23 protein-coding genes are annotated in these 25,819 nt (G+C 60.3%); 13 read left to right on the top strand and 10 right to left on the bottom strand.

The genetic code is table 11. The features are described 5' to 3' along the window. Positions 1-69 precede the first annotated feature (69 nt). From J1G33_RS03205 to pdeM, 10 genes are all read left to right on the top strand, one after another. The gene (locus J1G33_RS03205) at positions 70-2,511 is read left to right on the top strand and encodes a penicillin acylase family protein (RefSeq protein ID WP_223017676.1); all 2,442 of its coding nucleotides are present in this window, start codon (positions 70-72) and stop codon (positions 2,509-2,511) included. A gap of 199 nt (positions 2,512-2,710) precedes the next feature. Continuing rightward, positions 2,711-3,715 carry a ligase-associated DNA damage response exonuclease gene (locus J1G33_RS03200; RefSeq protein ID WP_032877352.1) on the top strand — a complete coding sequence of 335 codons (1,005 nt, stop codon included), beginning with the start codon at positions 2,711-2,713 and terminating at the stop codon, positions 3,713-3,715. Beyond that, positions 3,712-5,346, top strand: coding sequence for an ATP-dependent DNA ligase (locus J1G33_RS03195; RefSeq protein ID WP_223017675.1), 1,635 nt, complete (start codon positions 3,712-3,714; stop codon positions 5,344-5,346). The genes J1G33_RS03200 and J1G33_RS03195 overlap by 4 nt, the downstream gene beginning before the upstream one ends. Positions 5,347-5,592: 246 nt before the next feature. Further along, a complete protein-coding gene (locus J1G33_RS03190; protein ID WP_005785784.1) occupies positions 5,593-6,372 on the top strand; it encodes a transporter substrate-binding domain-containing protein in 780 nt (259 codons plus the stop codon). 56 nt (positions 6,373-6,428) lie between these two features. Next, positions 6,429-7,157, top strand: coding sequence for an ABC transporter permease (locus J1G33_RS03185; RefSeq protein WP_005785781.1), 729 nt, complete (start codon positions 6,429-6,431; stop codon positions 7,155-7,157). Next, entirely contained in the window at positions 7,154-7,864 is a 711-nt protein-coding gene (locus J1G33_RS03180; RefSeq protein ID WP_005785779.1) for an ABC transporter permease, read from the top strand. Before J1G33_RS03185 ends, J1G33_RS03180 begins: the two co-directional genes overlap by 4 nt. Before the next feature lie 9 nt (positions 7,865-7,873). Further along, on the top strand, positions 7,874-8,992 hold the full coding sequence (locus J1G33_RS03175) for a succinylglutamate desuccinylase/aspartoacylase family protein (protein ID WP_032877355.1): 1,119 nt from the start codon (positions 7,874-7,876) through the stop codon (positions 8,990-8,992). A 13-nt stretch (positions 8,993-9,005) separates the two neighbouring features. Continuing rightward, the gene (locus J1G33_RS03170) at positions 9,006-9,770 is read left to right on the top strand and encodes an ATP-binding cassette domain-containing protein (protein ID WP_005785775.1); all 765 of its coding nucleotides are present in this window, start codon (positions 9,006-9,008) and stop codon (positions 9,768-9,770) included. Positions 9,771-9,827: 57 nt separating this feature from the next. Next, the gene (locus tag J1G33_RS03165; protein WP_103733458.1) at positions 9,828-12,308 is read left to right on the top strand and encodes a ligase-associated DNA damage response DEXH box helicase; all 2,481 of its coding nucleotides are present in this window, start codon (positions 9,828-9,830) and stop codon (positions 12,306-12,308) included. Further along, a complete protein-coding gene (gene pdeM, locus J1G33_RS03160) occupies positions 12,308-12,961 on the top strand; it encodes a ligase-associated DNA damage response endonuclease PdeM (protein ID WP_223017674.1) in 654 nt (217 codons plus the stop codon). Before J1G33_RS03165 ends, pdeM begins: the two co-directional genes overlap by 1 nt. 19 nt (positions 12,962-12,980) lie before the next feature. Here pdeM and J1G33_RS03155 read toward each other — a convergent pair whose 3' ends face one another. Then, positions 12,981-13,178, bottom strand: a complete 198-nt coding sequence (locus J1G33_RS03155) for a hypothetical protein (RefSeq protein ID WP_005785769.1) — start codon at positions 13,176-13,178, stop codon at positions 12,981-12,983. Positions 13,179-13,286: 108 nt separating this feature from the next. Continuing rightward, a complete protein-coding gene (dcd, locus tag J1G33_RS03150) occupies positions 13,287-13,853 on the bottom strand; it encodes a dCTP deaminase (RefSeq protein ID WP_003189215.1) in 567 nt (188 codons plus the stop codon). 387 nt (positions 13,854-14,240) lie between these two features. Here dcd and J1G33_RS03145 point away from each other — a divergent pair, with 387 nt between their 5' ends. Continuing rightward, complete coding sequence (locus J1G33_RS03145; protein ID WP_002554837.1) at positions 14,241-14,450, top strand: cold-shock protein; 210 nt, start codon at positions 14,241-14,243, stop codon at positions 14,448-14,450. Between the two features lie 148 nt (positions 14,451-14,598). On the opposite strand, the gene rpoS is transcribed toward J1G33_RS03145, so the two are convergent. The 8 genes from rpoS to J1G33_RS03105 all read right to left on the bottom strand — a co-directional run bounded on the left by rpoS (position 14,599) and on the right by J1G33_RS03105 (position 21,722). Beyond that, positions 14,599-15,606 carry an RNA polymerase sigma factor RpoS gene (gene rpoS, locus J1G33_RS03140; protein ID WP_032877359.1) on the bottom strand — a complete coding sequence of 336 codons (1,008 nt, stop codon included), beginning with the start codon at positions 15,604-15,606 and terminating at the stop codon, positions 14,599-14,601. A 106-nt stretch (positions 15,607-15,712) separates the two neighbouring features. After that, the gene (locus tag J1G33_RS03135) at positions 15,713-16,549 is read right to left on the bottom strand and encodes a peptidoglycan DD-metalloendopeptidase family protein (protein ID WP_032877360.1); all 837 of its coding nucleotides are present in this window, start codon (positions 16,547-16,549) and stop codon (positions 15,713-15,715) included. Between the two features lie 209 nt (positions 16,550-16,758). Next, positions 16,759-17,394, bottom strand: a complete 636-nt coding sequence (locus tag J1G33_RS03130) for a protein-L-isoaspartate(D-aspartate) O-methyltransferase (RefSeq protein WP_010176736.1) — start codon at positions 17,392-17,394, stop codon at positions 16,759-16,761. Positions 17,395-17,435: 41 nt separating this feature from the next. Then, positions 17,436-18,185 (bottom strand): 5'/3'-nucleotidase SurE, encoded by a 750-nt coding sequence (gene surE, locus J1G33_RS03125; protein WP_005785760.1) that lies wholly within the window; start codon positions 18,183-18,185, stop codon positions 17,436-17,438. Next, positions 18,173-19,231, bottom strand: a complete 1,059-nt coding sequence (truD, locus tag J1G33_RS03120; protein ID WP_148852417.1) for a tRNA pseudouridine(13) synthase TruD — start codon at positions 19,229-19,231, stop codon at positions 18,173-18,175. Before truD ends, surE begins: the two co-directional genes overlap by 13 nt. Next, positions 19,228-19,701: a 2-C-methyl-D-erythritol 2,4-cyclodiphosphate synthase gene (gene ispF / locus J1G33_RS03115; RefSeq protein WP_223017673.1), complete on the bottom strand. Its 474-nt coding sequence runs from the start codon at positions 19,699-19,701 to the stop codon at positions 19,228-19,230. Before ispF ends, truD begins: the two co-directional genes overlap by 4 nt. Before the next feature lie 54 nt (positions 19,702-19,755). After that, positions 19,756-20,601, bottom strand: a complete 846-nt coding sequence (gene fghA / locus J1G33_RS03110; protein ID WP_032877364.1) for an S-formylglutathione hydrolase — start codon at positions 20,599-20,601, stop codon at positions 19,756-19,758. A gap of 8 nt (positions 20,602-20,609) precedes the next feature. Further along, positions 20,610-21,722, bottom strand: coding sequence for an S-(hydroxymethyl)glutathione dehydrogenase/class III alcohol dehydrogenase (locus tag J1G33_RS03105; RefSeq protein ID WP_223017672.1), 1,113 nt, complete (start codon positions 21,720-21,722; stop codon positions 20,610-20,612). A gap of 109 nt (positions 21,723-21,831) precedes the next feature. Here J1G33_RS03105 and J1G33_RS03100 point away from each other — a divergent pair, with 109 nt between their 5' ends. Beyond that, complete coding sequence (locus J1G33_RS03100) at positions 21,832-22,728, top strand: LysR substrate-binding domain-containing protein (protein ID WP_005785749.1); 897 nt, start codon at positions 21,832-21,834, stop codon at positions 22,726-22,728. A gap of 69 nt (positions 22,729-22,797) precedes the next feature. Next, positions 22,798-25,818, top strand: coding sequence for a membrane-targeted effector domain-containing toxin (locus J1G33_RS03095; protein WP_223017671.1), 3,021 nt, complete (start codon positions 22,798-22,800; stop codon positions 25,816-25,818). Position 25,819 lies beyond the last annotated feature (1 nt).

Genomic DNA, 25,819 nt, shown 5'->3' with positions numbered 1-25,819 from the left:
CTTGCGTCGTTTCGCCGCGCTCACTAACGTAGCGCCTTTACTGACGCTACCCCCCGCAGGAGCTTTGCCATGGCCTCGCCAGCCCTCTTACACTTTCTTCCCCGGTTCGGCGTTGCCGCGGCAGTGGCCAGTGCCTTGGGCCTGGCGGGTTGCCAGCTCCAGAACACCCAGGACACCCTGCCACCCGTGGCTGGCGTACAGCCAATCAAGGGCCTGGCACAGAATGTATCGATACGCCGCAATGCCCAAGGCATGCCGCTGATCGAAAGCAACACCTTCCACGACGCGCTGTTCAGCCTTGGTTATGTGCACGCCAGCGACCGCATTACCCAGATGGTCACCTTGCGCCTGCTGGCACAGGGCCGCCTGGCGGAAATGTCCGGGCCGCAAGTGCTGGATGTCGACCGTTTCATGCGTGCGGTCAACCTCAAGAAAAGCGCGGGCGAGCTGTACAACGCCTCGTCGCCGCGCCTCAAGCGCTTCTTTGAAGTGTATGCCCGGGGCGTCAATGCCTACCTGTTCCGCTATCGCGACAAGCTGCCGGCGGACCTGGCCCAAAGCGGTTACACACCCGAATACTGGAAGCCGGAAGACTCGGCGCTGCTGTTCTGCCTGCTCAATTTCAGCGAGTCGAGCAACCTGCAGGAAGAGATTTCGTCCTTGGTGCTGGCGCAAAAGGTCGGCGTCGACAAACTCGCCTGGCTCATCCCAAGCGCGCCGGACGAAGCCGTGCCGCTGGCCGAGGCCGACAAGCTCAAGGGCGTGAACCTGGGGCAGATCAGCGGCCTCGCCGCCCTGGACACGGTAAGCCAGCAGTTGAGCGGCCTCAACACGCTCGGGGTCACCACCTCAAGCAACTGGGCCATCGCCCCGCAACGCAGCCGCAGCGGCAAAAGCCTCCTGGCCAACGATATCGCCGCCACGCCACAAGCCCCGTCGCCATGGAGCTACGTGCAGATTCGCGCGCCTAAATATCAGGCCGTGGGTGCTTCGATCGCTGGCCTGCCGACCCTGCTATCCGGTTTCAACGGCAAGGTGGCGTGGAGCATGAGCGCGGTCAAGGGCGACACCCAGGACCTGTTCCTGGAGAAGGTCAAGCGCCAGGGCAACGCGTTGTACTACGAGAACAACGGCAAATGGCTGCCGGCTGGCGTGCGCAACGAAACCTTCTTTATCAAGGGCCAGCGCTCGATTCGCGAAACGGTGTACGAAACCCGTCACGGCGCGCTGCTCAATAGTAGCCAGGCCCTCACCAGCGGTCTTGGCCTGGCCCTGCAGACTGCCGACTTCAAGGAAGACAAGAGCCTGGACGCGTTCTTCGACCTGTCCCGTGCGCAAAACGCCGGCAAGGCCTCGGACGCCACTCGCGAGATTCGCGCCATCGCGTTGAACATGATCTTTGCCGACGCCAGCAATATCGGCTGGCAAGTCACCGGTCGCTTCCCCAACCGCCGCGAGGGCGAGGGCCTGTTGCCATCGCCGGGTTGGGACACGCGCTTTGACTGGGACGGTTATGCCGATGCGATGCTGCACCCCTACGACCAGGACCCGGCCCAGGGCTGGATCGGCACGGCCAACCAGCGCACCGCACCGCGTGGCTACGGGATGCAGTTGTCCAACTCCTGGGGCGCACCGGAGCGCAGCGAACGTCTGGCGCAATTGGCCGGTGCCGGCAAGCATGACAGCCGCAGCCTGATTGCCATGCAATACGACCAGACCACGACCTTCGCCGCCAAGCTCAAGAGCATGTTCCAGGCCCCGGGCATGGCCCAGCCGCTCAAGCAGGCAATCGACGCCCTACCGGCAGCGGAGCGTGCCCAGGCCCACGAAGCACTGGAGCGCCTGATGGCCTTCGATGGTCGCCTTGCGCCAACCTCAGCTGACGCGGCGATCTACGAGCTGTTCCTGCAGGAAAGCGCCAGGCAGATTTTCCTCGACAAACTCGGCCCGCAAGGCAGCGCCAGCTGGAAAGCCTTTGTCAGCAACGCCAGCCTGTCCTACTCGGCCATCGCCGACCACCTGCTGGGCCGTGAAGACAGCCCATTCTGGGATGACACGCGTACACCGCAAAAAGAAGACAAACCCGCAATCCTGGCCCGCACGCTTGCCGCCGCTATCTCTGCCGGTGACAGCCAACTGGGTGCCGATCACAAAGCCTGGCAGTGGGGCAAGCTGCACAGCACCACCTGGAAAAACACCAGTGGCCAGGTGATTCGCGGTCCCTTCGCCAGTGGTGGCGACCACAACACCTTGAACCCGGCGCCGTATAACTGGGGTGAGGATTTCAACACCACCCAGGTATCGGCGCTGCGCATGATCATCGACTTCGGCCTGGCCGAACCCATGCTGGGCCAGGGCGGTATCGGCCAGTCCGGCAACCCGGCCAGTCCGAACTATGCCAACGGCATCGACCCGGCGCTCAAGGCGCAATACCTGAGCTTCCCGATGCAGCCGCAGAACTTTGAAAAGGTGTATGGCAAGATCAGGTTGACCCTGACGCCCGGCAAGTAACCCGGTTTCCCAGCAGAAACCGAATCCAAATGTGGGAGGGGGCTTGCTCCCGATAGCGGTGTGACAGTCAACACATTCGTTGACTGAACTCTGCTATCGGGAGCAAGCCCCCTCCCACATTTGGATCCCATGCATTCAGATAGAACTTCTACACCCAGCCCCGCCTCATAACTAACAAGCCCATCTCCCCGGTCACCCCATGGACCTCGTCATCGCCCGCCCCGAAGGCCTCTATTGCCCTGCGGGTGATTTCTATATCGACCCCTGGCGCCCAGTGGAACGTGCGGTCATCACCCACGCCCACGGCGACCACGCCCGCACCGGCAACCAACACTACCTGGCCGCCGCCCCCGGCGAAGGTATCCTGCGCTGGCGCCTGGGCCAGGACATCAACCTGCAAACCCTGGCCTATGGCGAGCAGTTGGTGCATCACGGTGTTACCTTGAGTTTCCATCCAGCCGGTCACGTGCTCGGTTCGGCTCAAGTGCGCCTGGAATATCAGGGTGAAGTCTGGGTCGCGTCCGGCGACTATAAGGTCGAACCCGATGGCACCTGCGCGCCTTTCGAGCCGGTGCGTTGCCACACCTTTATCACCGAATCCACTTTTGGCCTGCCGATCTACCGATGGCAGCCCCAAGCGCAGATCTTTGCCGGGATCAATGACTGGTGGCAGGCCAATATCGCCACGGGCAAGGCCAGCGTGCTGTTCTGCTATTCCTTCGGCAAGGCCCAGCGCATTCTGCATGGCCTCGACGCCAGCATCGGTCCGATCCTCAGCCATGGCGCCGTCGAGCCGTTGAACCGGGTCTACCGCGAGGCCGGCATCTACATTCCCGAAACCCTGTATGCCGGGGATTTCAAGAAGACCGACCCGTTGCTGCGCCAAGCCTTGATCATCGCCCCGCCCTCCGCCGGCGGCAGCACCTGGATGCGCCGTTTTGGCGACTACAGCGACGCCTTCGCCAGCGGCTGGATGCGCCTGCGCGGTACACGGCGCCGGCGTGGGGTGGATCGCGGCTTTGTACTGTCAGACCATGCCGATTGGCCCGGGCTGTTGTGGGCCATCGAACAAACCGGCGCCGAACGGGTGATGGTTACCCACGGTTCGGTCGGCGTGCTGGTACGCCACCTGCGAGAAAAGGGCCTGGACGCCCAGGGCTTCAGCACCGAATACGGTGATGACGAAGAAGAGGCCACGGCATGAAAGCCTTCGCCGAGCTGTACGCCAACCTTGACGCCACCACCTCCAGCAATGCCAAGCTCGCAGCCCTGCAAGCCTACTTTCTGCAAGCGCCGCCGGAAGATGCGGCATGGGCGGTGTACTTCCTCTCCGGAGGGCGACCACGGCAACTGGTGCCCACACGCTTGCTCAGGGATATGGCGACTGAGGCGGCGAGCATCGAGCCGTGGTTGTTCGAAGAAAGCTACCAGTCCGTAGGCGACCTGGCCGAAACCATCTCCCTGCTGCTCCCCGAATCGACCTACAGCTCTGAAGACGGGCTTGCCGTGTGGCTGGAAGAAAAACTGCTGCCGCTGCGCGGTCTATCGCCCATGGACCTTGCCGCGCGCCTGCCGGCGCTATGGGCGCAACTGGATCAACCGAGCCTGATGGTGTGCATCAAGTTGATCACCGGCAGCTTTCGCGTCGGCGTCTCCAAACTGCTGGTTACCCGCGCCCTTGCCGCCATGGCCAATCTGGATAGCAAGCGCGTGGCGCAGCGGTTGGTGGGCTATACCGACCTGTCCAACCGTCCTACAGCCGAGGGTTATCTCAAGCTGATCGCTGCCGAATCATCCGATGAACATGCACAACGTGGCGGGCAGCCGTATCCGTTTTTTCTCGCCCACGGGCTGGCGCAACCCGTCGAGCAATTCGACAGCCTGCTCGGCCCCCTCGCCGACTGGCAGGTGGAATGGAAGTTCGATGGCATCCGTGCGCAGTTGGTCAAGCGCGAGGGGCGCCTGTGGATCTGGTCACGAGGCGAAGAGTTGGTGACCGAGCGTTTCCCCGAGCTTCACAGCCTGGTCAGTGGCCTGCCCGACGGCACGGTGATCGATGGCGAAATCGTGGTGTGGAAAGACGCGGTGCAACCCTTTGCGCTGCTGCAACAGCGGATCGGTCGCAAAACCCTGAGTAAAAAGGTGCTTGAGGATGCGCCCGTCGCCGTGCTCGCTTACGACCTGCTGGAGTATCAGGGCGACGACTGGCGCAACCACATCCAGGCCGAGCGCCGCACGCAATTGGAACAGGTGATCGCTGTGTGCAACCAACCGGTGCTGTTGCCTTCGCCGCTGATCGAGGGGCCAACCTGGGCAGCGCTGGCGACCCAACGCGAAGCCTCTCGCAGCCTTGGTGTTGAAGGCATGATGCTCAAGGATCGCAAGGGCCTTTACGGTGTGGGCCGCACCAAGGACATGGGCCTGTGGTTCAAATGGAAGGTCGACCCCTTCAGCGTCGACGCCGTGTTGATCTACGCCCAGCGCGGCCATGGCCGGCGCGCCAGCCTGTACAGCGACTACACCTTCGCGGTATGGGACGGCCCGCCGGGCAGCGAGCGCACGTTGGTGCCGTTCGCCAAGGCCTATTCCGGGCTGACCGACGAGGAAATGCGCAAGGTCGATGCGATTGTGCGCAAAACCACCGTGGAGAAGTTCGGCCCGGTCAGCAGCGTGACGCCAAGCATGGTGTTTGAATTGGGGTTTGAGGGTATCGCCCTGTCCAAGCGGCATAAGAGCGGGATTGCGGTGCGGTTTCCGCGCATGTTGCGCTGGCGTCAGGACAAGACGGTGGAAGAGGCTGACAACCTCGCCACACTGCAAGACCTACTGACTTGACATAAATCCCTGTGGGAGGGGCTTGCTCCCTCCCACATTGGGATCCCCACAGACCTGCAATGGTGCACTCACTTTCAGATGCCCATTTTCGGGCATCTCCTACACTCAGCCTTGCCTTATCCCACCTTTTAAAAAGCCCGTCCGGAACTATGGTGCAGAAATTGCTACTTGTGCTGCGTCTGACACCGTTCAGTAACAGTCCTAAACGCGCCACAAGCGCTTATCTTGGTTTCCAGGGAATACATAATGAAAAAAGCATTGCTGACCCTTTCTGCACTGGCTCTGTGCATGGCCGCTGGTGTCGCTACCGCCAAGGAATACAAGGAATTGCGTTTTGGTGTCGACCCGTCCTACGCACCGTTCGAATCCAAAGCCGCCGACGGCAGCCTGGTGGGCTTCGATATCGACCTGGGCAATGCGATCTGCGCGGAGCTGAAGGTCAAGTGCAAGTGGGTTGAAAGTGACTTCGACGGCATGATCCCAGGCCTCAAGGCCAACAAGTTCGATGGCGTGATTTCGTCCATGACCGTAACGCCGGTGCGCGAAAAGGCAATCGACTTCTCCACCGAGCTGTTCTCCGGCCCCACGTCGCTGGTGTTCAAGAAAGGGGCTGGCTACTCGACACCTGAGTCCCTCAAGGGCAAGTCTGTGGGCTACGAGCAAGGCACCATCCAGGAAGCCTACGCCAAGGCCGTGCTGGACAAAGCCGGGGTAACCACCAAGGCCTACGCCAACCAGGATCAGGTGTATGCCGACCTGACCTCCGGCCGCCTCGACGCGTCGGTGCAGGACATGCTGCAAGCCGAACTGGGCTTTCTCAAGTCGCCGGCTGGCGCCGGTTATGAAGTCAGCGCCGCCATCGACGACCCGTTGCTGCCGTCGAAAACCGCTGTCGGTATCAAAAAAGGTAACACTGAACTGAAGGCGCTTTTGGATAAAGGTATCAAAGCGTTACACGATGATGGCACCTACGCCACCATCCAGAAGAAACACTTTGGCGATTTGAACCTGTACAGCGGCAAATAATGCCTGGAGCGCCCCTCCCTGCAGGGGCGCTTTTCTATCGCCATAGGTCCTGATTTATGTTCGAAGAACTGTTGCAAACCCTCGGGTTGAGCGCGCTCAGCTTGAAGGGTTTCGGCCCGCTGTTGCTGCAAGGCACCTGGATGACCATCAAGTTGTCGGTGCTGTCCCTGGCCGTCAGCGTACTGCTGGGCCTGCTCGGCGCCAGCGCCAAACTGTCCAGCCTGCCGTTCCTGCGTATCCCCGCCCAGCTCTACACCACGCTGATTCGCGGGGTGCCCGACCTGGTGCTGATGCTGCTGATTTTCTACAGCCTGCAAACCTGGCTCAGCAGCTTTACCGACTTCATGGAATGGGAATACATCGAGATCGACCCGTTCAGCGCCGGGGTGATCACCCTGGGCTTTATCTACGGCGCCTATTTCACCGAAACGTTTCGCGGCGCTATCCTCGCCGTGCCCCGCGGCCAACTGGAAGCCGCCACTGCTTACGGGCTCAAGCGCGGGCAGCGGTTTCGCTACGTGACCTTCCCGCAGATGATGCGCTTCGCCCTGCCGGGCATAGGCAATAACTGGATGGTGATGCTCAAGGCCACCGCGCTGGTATCCATCATCGGCCTGGCAGACCTGGTGAAAGCCGCCCAGGATGCGGGCAAAAGTACCTATCAACTGTTCTACTTCCTGGTACTCGCCGCGCTGATCTACCTGTTGATCACCAGCGCCTCCAACTTTGTCTTGCGCCGTCTGGAACGTCGCTACTCCGCCGGCGCCCGGGAGGCAGTGCGATGATCGAGCTATTGCAGGAATACTGGCGCCCCTTCCTTTATAGCGACGGCCAGCACGTCACCGGCCTTGCCATGACGATGTGGTTGCTGACGGCTGCACTGGTCATCGGCTTTCTGGTGTCGATCCCGCTGTCCATCGCCCGCGTCTCGCGCAAGCGCCTGGTACGTTGGCCGGTGCAGTTCTACACCTACCTGTTTCGCGGTACGCCGCTCTATATCCAGTTGCTGATCTGCTACACCGGTATCTACAGCATTGCCGCCGTACGCGAACAACCGCTGCTGGATGCGTTTTTTCGCGACGCGATGAACTGCACCATCCTGGCCTTCGCGCTCAACACTTGCGCCTACACCACGGAGATTTTCGCCGGGGCGATCCGCAGCATGGCGCATGGCGAAGTCGAGGCGGCCAAGGCTTACGGCCTCAGCGGCTGGAAGTTGTACGCCTACGTGATCATGCCGTCAGCGCTGCGCCGTGCGTTGCCCTACTACAGCAACGAAGTGATCCTGATGCTGCACTCGACCACGGTGGCGTTTACCGCAACGATCCCGGACATCCTCAAAGTGGCACGGGACGCCAACTCCGCCACCTTCATGACCTTTCAATCATTTGGCATCGCCGCGTTGATCTACCTGGCGGTGACCTTTGCCCTGGTCGGCCTGTTCCGCCTGGCGGAGCGCCGCTGGCTGGCCTTTCTCGGGCCGAGCCACTAAGGAGCCTTCATGCGCCATCAGCGACATGACCTGATCGCGCCGGTGCCCGGCACGGCGCGGCAGATCCACAGTTTTCACTTCGGCCCGCAGCAGGCCGCAGGCAAGGTCTACATCCAGTCGTCGCTGCACGCCGATGAATTGCCGGGCATGTTGGTGGCCTGGCATTTGAAAGTACGCCTGGCCGAGTTGGCCGCGGCCGGGCGCTTGCGTAGCGAAATCGTGCTGGTGCCGGTCGCCAACCCGGTGGGCCTCGAACAAGTGTTGATGGACATCCCCTTGGGCCGCTATGAACTGGAAAGCGGGCAGAACTTCAATCGCCTGTTCGTCGACCTTGGCGAAGAGGTCGGCAACCAGGTCGAAGAGCTGCTAGGCGATGATCCCCAGCACAATGCCCGCTTGATCCGCAGCGCATTGTCCAGCGCCCTGGCCGCGCACACCGCCCAGACCCAACTGCAATCCCAACGCCTGGTACTGCAACGCCTGGCCTGTGATGCCGACATGGTGCTCGACCTGCATTGCGACTTCGAAGCCGTGGCGCACCTGTACACCACACCTGAAGCCTGGCCACAGGTAGAGCCATTGGCGCGGTACCTCGGCTCCGAGGCCAACCTGCTGGCCACCGACTCCGGCGGGCAGTCCTTTGATGAGTGTTTCACCCTGGTGTGGTGGCAGTTGCAGCAACGTTTCGGCGAGCGCTTCCCGATTCCCATGGGCAGTTTTTCGGTGACCGTCGAACTGCGCGGCCAGGGCGATGTAAACCATGGCCTTGCCGCGCTGGACTGCCAGGCCATCATCGATTACCTGATCCACTTCGGCGCCATTACCGGCGATGTGACGCCCCTGCCCGCCTTGGCTTACCCGGCCACGCCATTGGCGGGTGTGGAGCCCGTCACCAGCCCGGTCGGCGGCTTGCTGGTGTTCAGTGCCTTGCCGGGTCAATACCTGGAGGCCGGGCAACTGCTCGCCGAAATCATCGATCCCATTACCGACCGCGTAACGCCGGTGCGCTGCGAGCACGCCGGCCTGCTGTACGCCCGTTCGCTGCGACGCATGGCCACTGCCGGGATGGTCATCGGCCATATCGCCGGCACGCAGGCCTACCGCAGCGGCTATCTACTTTCGCCTTGAGGATGCACGCCCCATGTACAAACTGACCGTTGAAGGCCTGCATAAAAGCTATGGCGACAATGAAGTGCTCAAAGGTGTTTCGCTCAAGGCCAGGACCGGTGACGTGATCAGCCTGATCGGCGCCAGCGGCTCCGGCAAGAGCACGTTCCTGCGCTGTATCAACTTCCTGGAAACCCCCAACGATGGCGCCATGACCCTGGACGGCCAGGCGATCCGCATGGTCAGCGACCGCCACGGTATGCGCGTGGCCGACGACGCCGAGCTGCAACGCTTGCGCACACGGCTGGCGATGGTGTTCCAGCACTTCAACCTGTGGAGCCATATGAGCGTGCTGGAAAACATCACCATGGCCCCGCGCCGCGTGCTGGGGTGCAGCAAGAAAGACGCCGAAGACCGCGCCCGCCGCTATCTGGACAAGGTCGGGCTGCCGGCACGTGTAGCCGATCAGTACCCGGCGTTCCTGTCTGGCGGCCAGCAACAGCGGGTAGCCATCGCCCGCGCCCTGGCGATGGAGCCTGAGGTGATGCTGTTCGATGAACCCACCTCGGCCCTCGACCCGGAACTGGTGGGTGAAGTGTTGAAGGTGATCCAGGGCCTGGCCGAGGAAGGCCGCACCATGATCATGGTGACTCACGAGATGAGCTTTGCGCGCAAGGTCTCAAGCCAGGTGCTGTTCCTGCACAAGGGCCTGGTGGAAGAGCAAGGCACCCCCGAGGATGTGCTGGGCAATCCGAAAAGCGAGCGCCTGCAGCAGTTTCTAAGTGGCAATTTGAAGTAAACCTTTGTGACGCCTGGAGGGTCTCTGCAATAGAGCCTCCAGAGCGTCCGCTGCCGCATGGCAAAAAACCCCGATTTCGCCAAACAATGGTTTGCCGCCAAAGGTTGGAAACCGTTCGCCTTTCAGAAACATGTATGGGCAGCGGTCAAGGCTGGCCAGTCAGGGCTGCTGCATGCCAGTACCGGTGCAGGTAAAACCTATGCCTTGTGGTTCGCCGCCCTCAACCGTTTCGCCATCACCCGCCCGCCCGCTACCGGCAAGCGCAAGCCACCCGCTGAACCATTGACGGTGCTGTGGATCACGCCGATGCGTGCCTTGGCTGCCGATTCCGCACGTGCCCTGCAGGCACCCTTGGACGCCCTGCAAATTCCCTGGAGCGTGGGCCTGCGTACCGGCGACACCAGCAGCAGCGAGCGCGCACGCCAGACCCGCCGCCAACCCACCGCTCTGGTCACCACCCCGGAAAGCCTGACGCTGATGCTCGCACGGGCCGACAGTGAGACGAGCCTGGCGCACCTGCGCATGGTGATCGTGGATGAATGGCACGAGTTGATCGGCAATAAGCGTGGCGTGCAGTTGCAACTGGCGCTGGCGCGCTTGCGGCGCTGGCATCCTGAGTTGATGGTGTGGGGCATTTCCGCGACGCTGGGTAATCAGGCCCACGCTTTGGAGGTTCTGGTCCCACAGGGCGGTGGGATCAATGTACAGGGGCAGACGGCCAAGGCACTGCAGGTCGACACCTTGCTGCCGCCCGTCACCGAGCGCTTTCCCTGGGCCGGGCATATCGGCTTGAAGATGTTGCCGCAAGTGGTCGCAGAGGTAGAGGCCAGCAGCAGTTGCCTGGTCTTTACCAACACCCGGGCGCAATCGGAGATCTGGTATCAGGCGATTCTCGATGCCCGCCCGGACTGGGCCGGATTGATTGCCCTGCACCACGGCTCGTTATCGCGGGAGACCCGGGATTGGGTGGAGCGAGCATTGAAAGATGGGCAGCTCAAGGCGGTGGTGTGCACCTCCAGCCTCGACTTGGGTGTGGACTTCCTGCCGGTGGAGCGAGTGTTGCAGATCGGCTCCGCGAAAGGTGTGGCGCGGCTGATGCAACGCGCCGGGCGCTCCGGCCATGCACCGGGTCGGCCGTCACGGGTGACGCTGGTGCCGACCCATAGCCTGGAGCTGGTGGAGGCGGCTGCCGCCCAGGATGCAATTGCGCAGCGGCGCATCGAAGCGCGGGAATCGCCACACAAGCCGCTGGATGTGCTCGTGCAACACTTGGTCAGCATGGCCCTGGGGGGTGGGTTTACCCCGGATGCGCTGCTGGCGGAAGTGCGCGGCGCCTGGGCCTATCGCGATCTCACCGAAGCGGATTGGGCCTGGGCCCTGGGGTTTGTACGCCATGGTGGCCTGTCACTTACCGCCTATCCGGATTACCGCCGTGTGGAGCCCGATGAGCATGGCATCTGGCGTGTCCCGGATGCCCGCCTGGCACGCCGTCACCGCATGAGCGTCGGTACCATCGTCAGTGATGCCAGTATCCAGTTGAAATTCTGGAGCAAGGGTGGCGGCGGCAAGAACCTGGGCAGTGTCGAAGAGGGCTTTATTGCGCGGCTCAAGCCGGGGGATGGGTTTCTGTTCGCCGGGCGTTTGCTGGAATTGGTGCGCGTGGAAAACATGACCGCCTACGTGCGCCGCAGCAGCGCGAAAAAAGCCGCGGTGCCACGCTGGAATGGCGGGCGTATGCCGCTTTCCAATGAACTGGCCCAGGCGGTGGTCGAACGTTTTGATGCGGCGGCGCATGGGCACTTCGACGGCCCGGAGATGCAGGCGGTACAACCGTTGTTGCACACCCAACTGCGCTGGTCTGGCCTGCCGACGCGCGACAACCTGCTCGCCGAAACCCTGCAATCACGAGAAGGCTGGCACCTGTTTCTGTACCCCTTCGCCGGCCGTCAGGTACACCTGGGCTTGGCGAGCTTATTGGCGTGGCGGGTCAGTCAGCAGCAGCCGGTGACCTTCTCCATAGCCGTGAATGATTATGGCCTGGAACTGTTGAGCGCCACGCCAGTGAACTGGTCGTTGTTGTTGAATACGGCGTTGCTGAGCCCACAGCGCTTGCTGGAGGATGTGGCCGCCAGCCTTAACGCAGGAGAACTGGCCCTGCGCCGCTTTCGCGAAATCGCGCGGATCGCCGGGCTGGTGTTCGCCGGGTATCCCGGTGCGCCGAAAAGCACGCGGCAGGTGCAGGCTTCCAGCGGATTATTCTTTGAAGTGTTCAAGCAATATGACCCGCAGAACCTGCTGCTGGCCCAGGCAGGGGAAGAAGTCTTGCGCGATGAGTTGGATATTCGTCGGCTGGAAGAGACATTAAGTCATCTATCGGCACTGAAACTGGACGTGCATACGATTCAGCGGCCCACGCCCCTGGCCTTCCCGCTGTTGGTGGAACGAATGCGCGAAAGCATGAGTTCGGAGAAGTTGTCGGAGCGCATCGCCCGGATGGTCAAGGACCTGGAAAAAGTCGCCGACAAAGGAAAAGCTTGATGCATTGTGCACTGACGCTTGCAGGCGAAGAACTGTGGTTATTGGCGGACAAGGCCGTGTACTGGCCCGCTCGTCAGTGCCTGCTTATTGCCGATGCGCATTTCGGCAAGGCGTCAGCCTATCGCAGCCTCGGGCAACCGGTGCCGCAGGGCACCACATCGGCCAACCTGGATCGCCTGGACAAGTTGCTCTCGGCCGTGCCTTGCACGCAGGTCATCTTTCTCGGTGACTTCCTCCATGGCCCAGGCTCTCACGCCAGCGGCACCCTCGGCGCGATCCGGGCCTGGCGTGAACGTAACGGTGCCCTAGCGATAACCCTGATTCGCGGCAATCACGATAAACGGGCAGGCGACCCGCCTGCTGACCTGAGGATCGAGGTGGTGCCAGAGCCACTGCTGATGGGCCCTTTCGCCCTGCAACATGAGCCTGACGCCCATGCCAGCCACCACGTATTGGCGGGGCATGTGCATCCGGTGTACCACTTGCGCGGCAAGGGCCGCGAGCGCTTGCGCTTGCCGTGCTTCCAGATCGGCGAACGGGTCAGCCTGCTGCCGGCGTTTGGCGCCTTTACCGGGGGCTATGCCGTGCAGCAGGGTGATGAGCACCGAATCTTTGTCATCGGCGAACACAAGATTTGGCCCATCAGTAAGTGACTGATTGGCCGTCCAGGTATCAGGCGACAGGCGCGGGTGGTGGCTCGTCTGGCAGGGTCGGCTCACCGGGCTCGGTAGGCTGGGGGTAATCGGGCTCGGGCTGGCCTGGAATGCCGCCCGCATGGGCAGGGTTAGCCATCAGGGACCAGGCCAGAACACCAATCTGGTTGGGTTCAAGCCGGGCGAGTTCTGCGCTGATTCGCGGGTCGATCTTCATAAGGTACTCCTCAAGCGTGGCCCGACGCGTTTTGCACGCGCCGAGGCAGTACACCTGAATAGAGTCACTTTGTGCAGACTAATTCCCTTTAACCGTAGGAGCTTTCGATCAAGCGCGTGGGAGAGTGACGCCACGTTGGCCCTGGTACTTGCCGGCGCGGTCTTTGTAGGACACTTCACAAGCCTCGTCGGACTGCAGGAACAGCATCTGTGCCACGCCCTCATTGGCATAGATCTTTGCCGGCAAGGTGGTGGTGTTGGAGAACTCCAGGGTCACATGACCTTCCCACTCCGGCTCAAGCGGGGTGACGTTGACGATAATGCCGCAACGAGCGTAAGTGCTTTTACCCAGGCAGATGGTCAATACGTCGCGGGGAATGCGGAAGAATTCCACGGTACGCGCCAGGGCGAAGGAGTTGGGCGGGATGATGCACACGTCGCTCTTGACGTCGACGAAGCTTTTTTCATCGAAGTTCTTCGGATCGACAATCGCCGAATTGATGTTGGTGAACACCTTGAATTCATCGGCGCAACGCACGTCATAGCCATAGCTGGAGACCCCGTACGAAATCACCCGCTCATCACCTTCGCCACGAATCTGGCGCTCGACGAACGGCTCGATCATGCCGTGTTCCTGCGCCATGCGGCGAATCCACTTGTCCGATTTGATGCTCATGGCGGTGTCCTGAATAGCGAGGTGGAAAAATCTGTGGGCCATCTTACCGGGGCCAGCCTTGGGGTTCAAAGGCCGCAAGGGTTTTCTTGATCAAAGCCCTGCCCGCTATAAGCCTCAGCCAACGCGGCCGGGGCCGGGATTGCCGTCAGGGATGGCTGTAAATACCACCGCCAGTCACGAAAATAGAGAAACCTTCGGAAATACCATTGGCACGTTCCGGAAAAAGGGTTAAGGTGGCGCCACTGTGCTGCTTGTGTCACTGAGAATCTCTACACGATATGTTGAATTTCGATCCAACCATCTCCAAGAATTTTTCCTGCTCTTTGCACTCAGTCTCGGCCAGGGCTTTTCCTGAGTCGCAGTTAACTTTGTCCAAGGAGTTACACCATGTCTAATCGCCAAACTGGTACCGTTAAGTGGTTCAACGATGAAAAAGGCTTCGGCTTCATCACTCCACAATCCGGTGACGACCTGTTCGTTCACTTCAAAGCTATCCAATCCGACGGCTTCAAAAGCCTGAAAGAAGGCCAACAGGTTTCTTTCATCGCTACCCGCGGTCAGAAAGGCATGCAAGCTGAAGAAGTTCAAGTTATCTAACTTGTACTGACTCAGTCGAAAAACCCCGCCCTTAAAAGCGGGGTTTTTTTATGCCTGGATTTTGAGAGAGGCCTGAACAAAAGCCGGGCATAAAAAATGTGGGAGGGGGCGTACCCCCTCCCACATCCAAGCTTTCAAGCGGCGTCGCTTACTGGAACAACGACTCACTCGACAAGCCATTCTTCTCAAGGATCTCACGCAAGCGCTTGAGGCCCTCCACCTGGATCTGCCGCACCCGCTCACGGGTCAGGCCAATCTCCAGGCCTACATCTTCCAGGGTGCTGCTCTCGTGACCACGCAGGCCGAAGCGGCGAATCACCACCTCACGCTGCTTGTCCGTAAGCTCTGACAGCCACTGGTCAATACTTTGGGAAAGATCATCGTCCTGCAACAGCTCGCAGGGATCGGTCGGGCGATCATCCGTCAGGGTGTCCAGCAGGGTTTTATCCGAATCCGGCCCCAGCGAGACATCGACCGACGATACACGCTCGTTAAGGCCCAGCATGCGCTTGACCTCCCCTACCGGTTTTTCCAGCAGGTTGGCGATCTCTTCAGGCGAAGGTTCATGATCGAGTTTTTGCGTCAGCTCACGCGCCGCCCGCAGGTAGACGTTGAGCTCCTTGACCACATGGATCGGCAGCCGGATCGTGCGGGTCTGATTCATGATCGCCCGTTCGATGGTCTGGCGAATCCACCAGGTGGCATACGTCGAGAAGCGGAAGCCCCGCTCGGGGTCGAACTTCTCCACCGCCCGAATCAAGCCCAGGTTGCCCTCTTCGATCAAGTCCAGCAGCGACAGCCCACGATTGACGTAGCGTCGGGCGATTTTCACCACCAGGCGCAGGTTGCTTTCAATCATGCGTTTGCGCCCAGCCGGATCGCCCTTCTGCGACAAGCGCGCAAAATGGACTTCTTCTTCGGGAGTGAGCAGAGGGGAAAAGCCGATTTCATTGAGGTACAACTGAGTCGCATCGAGCGCCCGAGTGTAGTCAATGTACTTGTGTTGCTTTAACGCGGAGGCGTTCCTGGATTTGGTACGAACTGAAGGTGGTGCCGCTCCTTCATTATCTGACATCGGATCCGTATCGATGCCGGCCTCCATAAGGAGAACCTCATCGTCGATGTCAAACTCCGGCGCTTCTTTACTGAGAGCCATTGTTATAGTCCTTTGGTGAGTTCGACCTCAAGCTCAAGCGACGCCTTTATCCTTGGCAACGCTGGAGCCTGTTCCTTCTACGTGAGGGAACAGGCTGTGCAACACATCAACGACGGGGCAGGAATTGCAGCGGATCTACAGGCTTCCCTTGGCGGCGAATCTCAAAGTGCAGTTTCACCCGGTCTGTGCCCGTTGAACCCATTTCGGCAATTGTCTGTCCGACTTTGACCTGCTGCCCCTCCCGAACCAACAGCCTGCGGTTATGACCGTAGGCACTGACGTAGGTATCGCTGTGTTTGATGATGACCAGCTCGCCGTAGCCCCGTAGACCACTCCCGGCGTACACCACTGTCCCATCAGACGCAGCTAAAACAGGCTGTCCCAAATCCCCGGCGATATCAATGCCTTTATTCAAACTACCGTTTGAAGAGAATTTTCCAATCAGTACGCCATTTGAAGGCCATCCCCAGCCGGTCGGCGCCGGCCCTGCAGGTGGCAACGGCGCGGGTGCGGGCTTGCTTGCAACGCTAGGCGAAGCACTGCCTGCAGGCCGGGTGATGACGGTGGTTTTGCTCGAAGACGATGGCGAAGATCCCGACTTTGTCACAACTGCCGTAGCAGCCGAACCTGTGCGGCCATCGAAACGAATGGTCTGCCCTGGATGAATGGTGTAGGGCACGGGAATGTTGTTACGAGCGGCCAGCGCCTTGTAGTCCCAGCCATAACGGAAGGCAATGGAGAACAGTGTGTCGCCTTTGCGCACCACATACTGGCCCGTGGTCACCGTGGGCCGCTGCGGTGCTGCGTTGGTGCGGTCAACGACACGCGCACCGCCCGATGGCGTGCTCGAGCAGGCGGCCAATAAGGAACTCAAGACAAGGCCAAGCACCAGTCGCTGAAAGCTTGTTTTACTCATTCGCTGCGCAGGACCTGTGAGACTCACCCGCCGCTCCCTTTGTGGTGGCTGAACGTTAACGCCTGGATCAGGCTTGAAATATGACGCAAGTATAACTGGGCATTGGCTTTTTACTGGCACCCGACTGAAACGAAAAATTCATCTTGTTCAATTGCGGCTGCCAAGCCTGTTGATTCAATAGACCCCGGCGTAAGACACATCCTCGCCAGCAGAATTCACTGCCAGGGAATAAATGCTCAGGCCAAGGGGCCATTCAACAGCGGCACGAAGCGCACCGCGCCCAGCACGTGCCGGGAAAAACCTTCTTCCTCGCGGATAATAAGCATCAACTGTTGCACTTCGCCGGAGCCCACCGGGATGACCAGCCGCCCGCCCGGCGCCAACTGATCCAACAGAGCTTGAGGCACATCGGTGGCCACGGCGGTGACAATAATGCCGTTGTACGGCGCCAGCGCCGGCCAGCCTTCCCAGCCATCGCCCCAGCGAAACACCACGTTGCGCAGGTTCAGTTCTACCAGGCGCTCCTTGGCACGGTCCTGCAGCACCTTGATGCGCTCTACCGAAAACACTCGCTCTACCAACTGTGACAGCACAGCTGTCTGGTAACCGGAGCCGGTGCCGATCTCCAGCACCTTGTCCAGGGGCCCGGCCGCCAGCAACAGCTCGCTCATGCGCGCAACCATGTAGGGCTGGGAGATGGTCTGGTTGTGGCCGATAGGCAACGCCGTGTCTTCATAGGCGCGGTGCGCCAGGGCCTCATCGACAAACAGGTGCCGCGGCGTACGCCGAATCACTTCCAGCACCTGGGCGTTGGACAAGCCTTCTTCGTACAGACGCTGGATCAACCGCTCCCGGGTGCGCTGGGAAGTCATCCCGATGCCACGGCGCAACAAGTCGTCTTGTTCACGAGCCATCAACGCAGTCCCTCCAGCCAGCCATCGAGGCCACTGAAGGCATCACTGAAGGTGCGATCCAATTGCAACGGGGTAATTGACACATAGCCTTGCATCACCGCATGAAAATCCGTGCCTTCCCCGCCATCCTCGGCATCACCGGCCGCGGCGATCCAATAGCCTTCCTTGCCACGCGGGTCGACCACCTTCAGGGGCGCCGCCGCGCGCGCGCGATGGCCCAGGCGCGTCAGCTGGATACCGCGGATACGGTCGAGGGGCAGATTGGGAATATTCACGTTGAGTACCGTACGCGGCGGCAGGTCCAGAGACTCATGGGCCTGCACCAGCTTGCGCGCGAAATACGCCGCGGTCGCCAGGTTATCCAGTTGCCGCGAAGCAAAGGAAAAGGCGAACGCGGTGCGCCCCAGGAAGCGCCCTTCAAGGGCCGCCGCCACGGTGCCGGAATACAGCACGTCATCACCCAGGTTGGCGCCCAGGTTGATTCCCGACACCACCAGGTCCGGCTCATGCTCCAGCAAACTGTTGATTGCCAGGTGCACGCAGTCGGTGGGGGTGCCGTTTACGCTGATAAAGCCATTGGCCAGAACCTGCGGGTGCAGCGGACGGTCGAGCGTCAGCGAACTGCTGGCGCCGCTCTTGTCCTGGTCGGGGGCAACCACCACGCACTCGGCGTAATCCTGCAGCGCAGCATAGAGCGCGGCAAGACCGGGTGCGGTGGCACCGTCATCGTTTGATATCAGAATACGCATGGGCTGTCCGTCTGCCCCACCGGCACCAGATCAACAAGCTCGCGCACCAAGACAGTGGCGAAGCATCCGGCCGGCAGGACGAATTCCAATTGCAGAATGTCAGGCCCGGGATAATGCCACGTCAACCCGCCAATGGGCAGTCGCAGAATGCGACGTTCCTGGCTCATTCCTGCATTCACCAGCCAATCACGTAGGTCGGATTCGCTGGCAGCGACAGATTGTTCCAGATCATGCGTAAGACCTTTCGCCGGCGAGTCGCCTTCGCCCCATTGTGGGCCAGTCGGGTGCAAGTCCAGGATCGCCAGGCGCGGGTCGCTGCATTCAGCCTCCCCGGCAGGGAAAAAGCTGCGACTGTCGGTAAAGGCCAGCAGGTCACCCACCTGGGCGCGCTGCCAGGAACCGTCGGCGACACGCGCTGCCAGCACTTTGTTGAACAAGTAGCTACGAGCGGTGGACAGCAACCGCGAACGCACGTTGCGTTGCTCCGGCAGGGCCTTGCGAGCAGCCCATTCACGGGCATCCACCACGTTGCCACCGTTGTGGCCAAAGCGCTGGGCGCCGAAATAATTGGGAATGCCATGCCGGGCAATCAACTGCAAACGCGCGTCGATGGCGGCGATGTCGCCGGCCAGTTGAGTCAGGCGCAAGGTAAAGCCGTTGGCCGAATGCGCACCACGTTGCAACTTGCGCTTGTGGCGGGTGGTTTTCAGGATCTTGAGGGTGTCGTTTTCCGCACCGCTCAGGTCCGGGTCGGCCTTGCCGGGCAACTGCACGCTGAACCACTGGCGGGTCAGGGCCTGACGGTCCTTGAGCCCGGCATAGCTGACGGTGCGCAGCGGCACACCGGCGGCCTTGGCGATACGCCGTGCGGCCTCTTCAGTATTCAAGCCACGCTTTTCCACCCACAGCCACAGGTGCTCACCGTCACCAGTCAACGGAATGTCCAGCACCTCATCAACCTGGAAGTCTTCTGCCGTCGCCTTCAGCACCGCGCTGCCCAAGGCCTCGCCGTAGGCCCGCGGGCCCAGCAGTTGCAAATCGTTCATGCGCGCAGCAACAAGGCAACGGAGTGCACGGCGATGCCCTCTTCACGACCGGTAAATCCGAGCTTTTCGGTGGTGGTGGCTTTCACGTTGACTTGATCCAATTCAATTTGCAGGTCTGCGGCAATCAGCGCACGCATCGCTTCGATATGGGGGGCCATCTTGGGCGCCTGGGCCACGATGGTGTTGTCGACGTTGCCGACCTTCCAGCCCTTGGCACGGATCAACCCGACCACATGGCGTAGCAACACACGACTGTCCGCACCTTTGAAGGTCGGATCGGTGTCCGGAAAGTGCTTGCCGATATCGCCCAATGCCGCCGCGCCGAGCAAGGCATCGCTCAAGGCATGCAAGACAACGTCGCCGTCGGAATGAGCCAGCAACCCATGGTGGTGTGCGATGCGCACGCCGCCCAAGGTGATGAAATCGCCCTCAGCGAAACGGTGCACATCGTAGCCGTGGCCAATACGCATAAAAAAACGCCCCGATTTAATTCAGGGCGTGATTCTACCTACTTTTGCCTCACATTAACCGAGCAAAGCACGACCATGATGGCGCAAATGGTCTTCGATGAAGCTGGCGATGAAAAAGTAGCTGTGGTCGTAGCCAGGTTGCAGGCGCAGTTCCAACGGATGGTTGGCCGCCTTCGCCGCTTGCTGCAGGGCCTCGGGCTTGAGCTGAACCGCAAGGAAATCGTCACGATCGCCCTGGTCCACCAGTAGCGGCAGTTTTTCCGAGGCTTCGCTGATCAGCACGCAGGCATCCCATTCACGCCACTTGGAACGCTCTTCGCCCAGGTAACGGGAAAAAGCTTTCTGACCCCAGGGGCAGTCCATCGGATTGTTGATTGGCGAAAACGCCGACACCGATTGGTAGCGTCCCGGGTTACGCAGCGCGCATACCAATGCGCCATGTCCGCCCATAGAGTGACCGCTGATGCCGCGTTTAGCTGACGCCGGGAAATGCGCCTCCACCAAGGCCGGCAACTCCTGCACTACGTAGTCATGCATCCGATAGTGCTGGGCCCAGGGCTCCTGCGTGGCGTTCAGATAGAAACCAGCGCCGAGGCCGAAGTCCCAGGCGTTGTCCGGATCGTCCGGCACACCGGGGCCGCGCGGGCTGGTGTCCGGTGCGACGATAATCAAACCCAGCTCGGCGGCCATGCGCTGGGCGCCAGCCTTCTGCATGAAGTTCTCATCGGTGCAGGTCAAGCCGGACAGCCAGTACAGTACCGGCAACTTACCGCCCTGCTCTGCTTGCGGCGGCAGATAGACGGCGAAGGTCATGTCGCAACCGAGCACATCGGAATGATGCTTGTAGCGTTTATGCCAGCCGCCGAAGCTCTTCTGGCATGACAGGTTTTCCAGACTCATGGCCGACCTCAGAAGTGAATGACGGTACGAATGCTCTTGCCTTCATGCATCAGGTCAAACGCTTTGTTGATATCTTCAAGGCCCATGGTGTGGGTGATGAAGGTGTCCAGCGGGATCTCACCGGTCTGGGCCATTTCCACGTAGCTTGGCAGCTCTGTGCGCCCACGCACGCCACCGAATGCCGAACCGCGCCAGACGCGCCCGGTGACCAGTTGGAACGGACGCGTAGCGATTTCCTGGCCGGCACCGGCCACGCCGATGATCACCGACTCGCCCCAGCCTTTATGGCAGCACTCAAGCGCCGCACGCATCAGTTGCACATTGCCGATGCACTCAAAGGAAAAGTCCACGCCGCCGTCGGTCAAATCGACAATCACGTCCTGGATTGGGCGGTCGTAATCTTTCGGGTTAATGCAGTCGGTAGCCCCCAGTTGCTTGGCGATTTCGAACTTGGCCGGGTTGATGTCGATGGCAATGATGCGACCGGCCTTGGCCTTGACCGCGCCGATCACGGCCGACAGGCCGATACCGCCCAGCCCGAAGATAGCCACGGTGTCACCCGTTTTGACCTTGGCGGTGTTGAGCACCGCGCCGATGCCTGTGGTGACGCCGCAACCAAGCAGGCAGACTTTTTCCAGCGGCGCTTCCTTAGGAATCTTGGCCACGGAGATTTCCGGCAACACGGTGTACTCGGAGAACGTCGACGTGCCCATGTAGTGGAAAATCGGCTGGCCCTTGTAGGAAAAGCGCGTAGTGCCATCCGGCATCAGGCCTTTGCCTTGGGTAGAACGGATGGCCTGGCACAGGTTGGTCTTGCCCGACAGGCAGAATTTGCACTTGCCGCATTCCGGGGTGTACAGCGGGATCACATGATCACCGACAGCGACCGAAGTCACGCCCTCGCCGATGGCTTCGACCACTGCGCCGCCTTCGTGACCCAGGATCGACGGAAAAATGCCTTCCGGGTCCGCACCCGACAACGTATAGGCATCGGTGTGGCACACGCCGGAGGCAACCACCCGCAACAGCACCTCGCCAGCCTTGGGCATGGCGACGTCCACTTCCACGATCTCAAGGGGCTTCTTGGCTTCGAAGGCTACGGCGGCGCGGGACTTGATCATCCGGGTTTCTCCAGGGGGTTAAAAATTGATTGCAGCAGTGTAAAACATGGCTGCCTGATTAATAATCCAGGCGAAAGCAAAACTTTATTGCTGTACAGGGATAATGACCATGCTGGAAAACCGCTGGGAAGGCATCGACGAATTCGTCGCAGTGGCCGAGTGCAGCCAATTCACGGCGGCGGCAGAGCGCCTGGGAGTATCGTCGTCCCATATAAGCCGCCAGGTGGCACGCCTGGAGGAGCGGTTGCAAACGCGCCTGTTGTATCGCAGTACACGCAAGGTGACGCTGACCGAAGCGGGTCAGACGTTTCTGCAACATTGCCAGCGTTTGCAGGATGGTCGCGAAGAAGCCCTGCGGGCAGTAGGCGACCTCACCAGCGAACCCAAGGGCATGTTGCGCATGACCTGCGCAGTGGCCTATGGCGAGCGCTTTATCGTGCCACTGGTGACCCGGTTCATGGCGCTCTATCCGCAACTGCGGGTGGATATCGAACTGAGCAACCGTCAATTGGATCTGGTGCACGAGGGCCTGGATTTGGCCATCCGCCTGGGTCGCCTGCAAGACTCGCGCATGGTCGCCAGCCGCCTGGCACCGCGACGCATGTACCTGTGCGCCTCCCCTTCCTACCTGGAACGCTATGGTCGGCCCCATAGCTTGTCGGAATTGAGTCGGCATAACTGCCTGATCGGCAGCTCGGATATCTGGCAACTGGCCCAGGACGGGCGGGAATTTTCCCAAAGGGTTCAGGGAAACTGGCGCTGTAACAGTGGGCAGGCGGTGCTGGATGCGGCGCTGCAAGGTGTAGGGCTGTGTCAGTTGCCGGATTATTACGTGCTGGAGCATTTGCACAGTGGTGCGCTGGTGTCATTGCTGGAGGCGCATCAGCCACCGAATACGGCGGTGTGGGCGCTGTACCCGCAGCAGCGGCATTTGTCGCCGAAGGTCAGGAAGCTGGTGGACTTTCTCAAAGAAGGCTTGGGTGACAATTCGGTCTATCGAACATAAACAGCTACCGTTCGTGCATTGCCTGGACACCGGTTAATAACCGCTTTCATTAGAAAACCAGGCAAGCCCATGACGTCCAACACTCGGCAACTCCAGCATATCAATCATTTTGTCCGAAAGGTTCTGGCCGACTTTCCGGTGCCCAGCGCAATCGCAGCCCAATTGCTTTGCGAGCATCTACAACCATTCACTCAGGAACAACTGGACCCGGATACTACGTTCCTGACCACTCTGGAATACAACCTCGACAATCCCAATGCACCCTACACTGCAGTGATCGTCCAATCCATGAGCCTGACCGAGGCCATGATCTGCAATGCGCCCCATGCCCCTGGCGGCATGATCAACAACACGGGCTTTTCCACTATCGCGCCGTACTTCAATATCGTCGATGAACTGCCGCGCCTGATGGATAACCGCATACCGCAAATGTTCAACGAAGAGTTCATCACTTCCGGCTGGATCCCGCCCAGACGGTATGAGGCGCTTTACCGGCAAAGCGAACCTCAGGTCTACGACCCGACCACCCAACTGGAGATCGCGCCAGCCGTTCTCAGAAAGGTGATTGACTCAAGCAACTTTGAACAAACCTATGACAAGGCCATCACCCAATTCTGGGGGGAGCATCGGGACAATTACACCACCCTGATGCGCATTGCCTTCGCCAAGGCTTACCTCAATCAGTACGAAGAATTCACGCTCACCGAAGCAGAACGGCAACTGGCCGCACGAGCGGCAGGTATCGGCGTCGACAGGGACGCCAGCAACCTGACCCTTGAAGATTTTCAGGCGCCCTACTCACCGGATAAAAACTTATCCGTGCGCGTGCTGCGCATTCATCAGTTCGACGCCACCGACATTCTTACGATTACCGACACCCAGAGCCAGATCACCCTGCTGTACGTCCCCGGCAACTCCTCCCCCATCCATGGTTTCAACAGCCCAACGGACATGCGCAATGCGCTGGTAAAAGTGGCCAAGGACCCGACCCAGCGCAAAGCGCTGACCAACCACTTTGAACCCGACTCGATTGACTCCGGCCTGATCTACTGTGGTGTCGAGGAAGCATTGATCGGTATGGCGATGTACCCGGAATCTTCCAGCCCCCCCGGTTTTTTCAATAGCTTGTTGCGCAACGGTTATTGGGACCCCGAGCAATACATTAATAACCCAATGTATCCGGCGCTCAGAAGCAACCCATTTGCGTTTATCGCACGACAGATCCGCAGTCGGATTGCAAAATTGGCAGCCAAAACCTTTGTCTCGCCCTTGGACACATTCAAAGCCGACACCCTCGACGCCTTGGATAAAGCCTGCCTGCTGGCGATCCCCGTGGCGCTGACCATGGGCACCGCGTTGCTGGCAGAGTTTTGTTTCATTACCTCAGGTTTGACTGGCATGGCGATCGGCGCCGATGACGTGCTCAAGGACAAACCCCACGCCGTTGAGCGCATGGTGTTCGGCGCCCTGAACGCGCTCCCGGTGGTTATCCACGGCATCAGCAAAGGCGCGAGCAGTCTCGAGGCGTTACGCCCCGTGCTTGGCCCGGCTACCCGGGCAGAGGAGGGCCAGATCAGCGTCAAGGTGATCACTCAGGCCTCCGCCCAAACCGAGACTCGCCCCCTGGTCGCTGCAACATCTCCCAGCGGCTTGCAGACCGTCAAGATTCAGGGCGAGACCTTCCTGACCTACAAAAGCCCGAATGACTGGGGTTCTTTTGAGCTGTTCGTGAATAATCCAGAAGCCCCCGAGAAGATTCAAGCCACGGGTCTCTACGCTATTCAGAGCTCCGACCTGCAATGGCGACGTGCCGGATTGACCGGAGGGGGGGCATTTCGCAATGCCTGGCAACGGGTTTACAAACTGTTCGATAGCACCCAGCAGTTGAGTTTCTTCAGCGCCTACCAGATGCCAGCGCCCGTGCGCGAGACCGTCGTGCAGATGCTCACCGACACCAGCTCATTTTCGGAAGATTTCGAACCCTTCGGAATGGATGCACAGTCGATCAGCAACGCCCGGAGACTGTTCTTTGAGAAAAGGAGCCAATTAAACCAGGATTCGGCGATCTTCTTTCACCACCTGCCCTACTCGCCCCTGCAGCCGGTCCTCCCCCGCTTGAGCTTGAACGAATCACAGCAAAGCATTATCGAGAAACTGCTACGTGCCAGTGACGGCCTCGTGATCGGCGAAAGCCACAGCGCCGAATCGAGCAAAGCCTTTCTGATCGACAACATGCAGATACTCGCCAGCCAAGGTGTCAAACGCATCTACTTCGAACATCTGCTGACGGATGTGCATATTCCGATGCTGAAGGCTTTTTACCGGTCGAAGAACGCCCCTATGGCCGAGGCGCTGACAAACTTCCTGAACGGGATCTACCCATTGCCCCGAAACCACTATTACTCATTCACAAACGTCGTGACCAAAGCCCGAGAGGCCGGAATCAAGATCCAGCCGATCGACTGCACCGTGAGCTACATACTTCGCGATATGCGCGACAGTGCGGGAACCCTGCGCCAGCGGATGATGAACTATTACGCTACCGAGGTGATTCAGTGGATCCAGACCTCCAAGCGCCAACCCGGTAAATGGGTCGCACTGGTGGGCGATACCCATACCAATACGTTCAAGGACATCCCTGGGCTGGCCGAACTCACCGGCAGCATCGGCCTGCGGATAGAAGATAGGATGGGCACCCACCCGTTGGGCATCGAAGTCGATCCGGGGCGCACCGCCAGCCTGGGCCTGAACAAAGGGGAAGGCACGGTCAAAGCCAACCTGGTCTTGCGCGTTGATCCTGCCGCGTTGCAGCACTCAATGGAATCACAGCCCGGCCCTTCGCACAGTCGAGTGGTGAAGTCGGCCCAGGCGCTGCTGACACGGCCAGGCCAATTCATGCTCACCGAGGCCACCCACATTGACTATCGGTCCCGACGCGGGGACCTGCGCAGTTTCAGGATCAACAGCCAGGAAGGCCGGAACTCCATCAACGTGGTCGGCTGGCCTATTGATGAGAAGCCATTCGACAGCATTGAGGCATTGGTGAGCGAGCTGAAAACCCTGCCCGGGTTGGAGCAAGTCTACGGCTGAG

Origin of the sequence: Pseudomonas sp. P867 (assembly GCF_019891455.1) — a bacterium.
In the GTDB taxonomy this organism is placed as follows: Bacteria; Pseudomonadota; Gammaproteobacteria; order Pseudomonadales; family Pseudomonadaceae; genus Aquipseudomonas; species Aquipseudomonas synxantha_A.
Note: the sequence above shows the minus strand (reverse complement) of the source record. Positions and strands in the feature narration are given on the sequence as shown.

Coding starts and splice junctions, on each gene's coding strand:
- J1G33_RS03205 (WP_223017676.1), top strand. CDS start 70: ATGGCCTCGCCAGCCCTCTTACACTTTCTTCCCCGGTTCGGCGTTGCC.
- J1G33_RS03200 (WP_032877352.1), top strand. CDS start 2,711: ATGGACCTCGTCATCGCCCGCCCCGAAGGCCTCTATTGCCCTGCGGGT.
- J1G33_RS03195 (WP_223017675.1), top strand. CDS start 3,712: ATGAAAGCCTTCGCCGAGCTGTACGCCAACCTTGACGCCACCACCTCC.
- J1G33_RS03190 (WP_005785784.1), top strand. CDS start 5,593: ATGAAAAAAGCATTGCTGACCCTTTCTGCACTGGCTCTGTGCATGGCC.
- J1G33_RS03185 (WP_005785781.1), top strand. CDS start 6,429: ATGTTCGAAGAACTGTTGCAAACCCTCGGGTTGAGCGCGCTCAGCTTG.
- J1G33_RS03180 (WP_005785779.1), top strand. CDS start 7,154: ATGATCGAGCTATTGCAGGAATACTGGCGCCCCTTCCTTTATAGCGAC.
- J1G33_RS03175 (WP_032877355.1), top strand. CDS start 7,874: ATGCGCCATCAGCGACATGACCTGATCGCGCCGGTGCCCGGCACGGCG.
- J1G33_RS03170 (WP_005785775.1), top strand. CDS start 9,006: ATGTACAAACTGACCGTTGAAGGCCTGCATAAAAGCTATGGCGACAAT.
- J1G33_RS03165 (WP_103733458.1), top strand. CDS start 9,828: ATGGCAAAAAACCCCGATTTCGCCAAACAATGGTTTGCCGCCAAAGGT.
- pdeM (WP_223017674.1), top strand. CDS start 12,308: ATGCATTGTGCACTGACGCTTGCAGGCGAAGAACTGTGGTTATTGGCG.
- J1G33_RS03155 (WP_005785769.1), bottom strand. CDS start 13,178: ATGAAGATCGACCCGCGAATCAGCGCAGAACTCGCCCGGCTTGAACCC.
- dcd (WP_003189215.1), bottom strand. CDS start 13,853: ATGAGCATCAAATCGGACAAGTGGATTCGCCGCATGGCGCAGGAACAC.
- J1G33_RS03145 (WP_002554837.1), top strand. CDS start 14,241: ATGTCTAATCGCCAAACTGGTACCGTTAAGTGGTTCAACGATGAAAAA.
- rpoS (WP_032877359.1), bottom strand. CDS start 15,606: ATGGCTCTCAGTAAAGAAGCGCCGGAGTTTGACATCGACGATGAGGTT.
- J1G33_RS03130 (WP_010176736.1), bottom strand. CDS start 17,394: ATGACTTCCCAGCGCACCCGGGAGCGGTTGATCCAGCGTCTGTACGAA.
- surE (WP_005785760.1), bottom strand. CDS start 18,185: ATGCGTATTCTGATATCAAACGATGACGGTGCCACCGCACCCGGTCTT.
- truD (WP_148852417.1), bottom strand. CDS start 19,231: ATGAACGATTTGCAACTGCTGGGCCCGCGGGCCTACGGCGAGGCCTTG.
- ispF (WP_223017673.1), bottom strand. CDS start 19,701: ATGCGTATTGGCCACGGCTACGATGTGCACCGTTTCGCTGAGGGCGAT.
- fghA (WP_032877364.1), bottom strand. CDS start 20,601: ATGAGTCTGGAAAACCTGTCATGCCAGAAGAGCTTCGGCGGCTGGCAT.
- J1G33_RS03105 (WP_223017672.1), bottom strand. CDS start 21,722: ATGATCAAGTCCCGCGCCGCCGTAGCCTTCGAAGCCAAGAAGCCCCTT.
- J1G33_RS03100 (WP_005785749.1), top strand. CDS start 21,832: ATGCTGGAAAACCGCTGGGAAGGCATCGACGAATTCGTCGCAGTGGCC.
- J1G33_RS03095 (WP_223017671.1), top strand. CDS start 22,798: ATGACGTCCAACACTCGGCAACTCCAGCATATCAATCATTTTGTCCGA.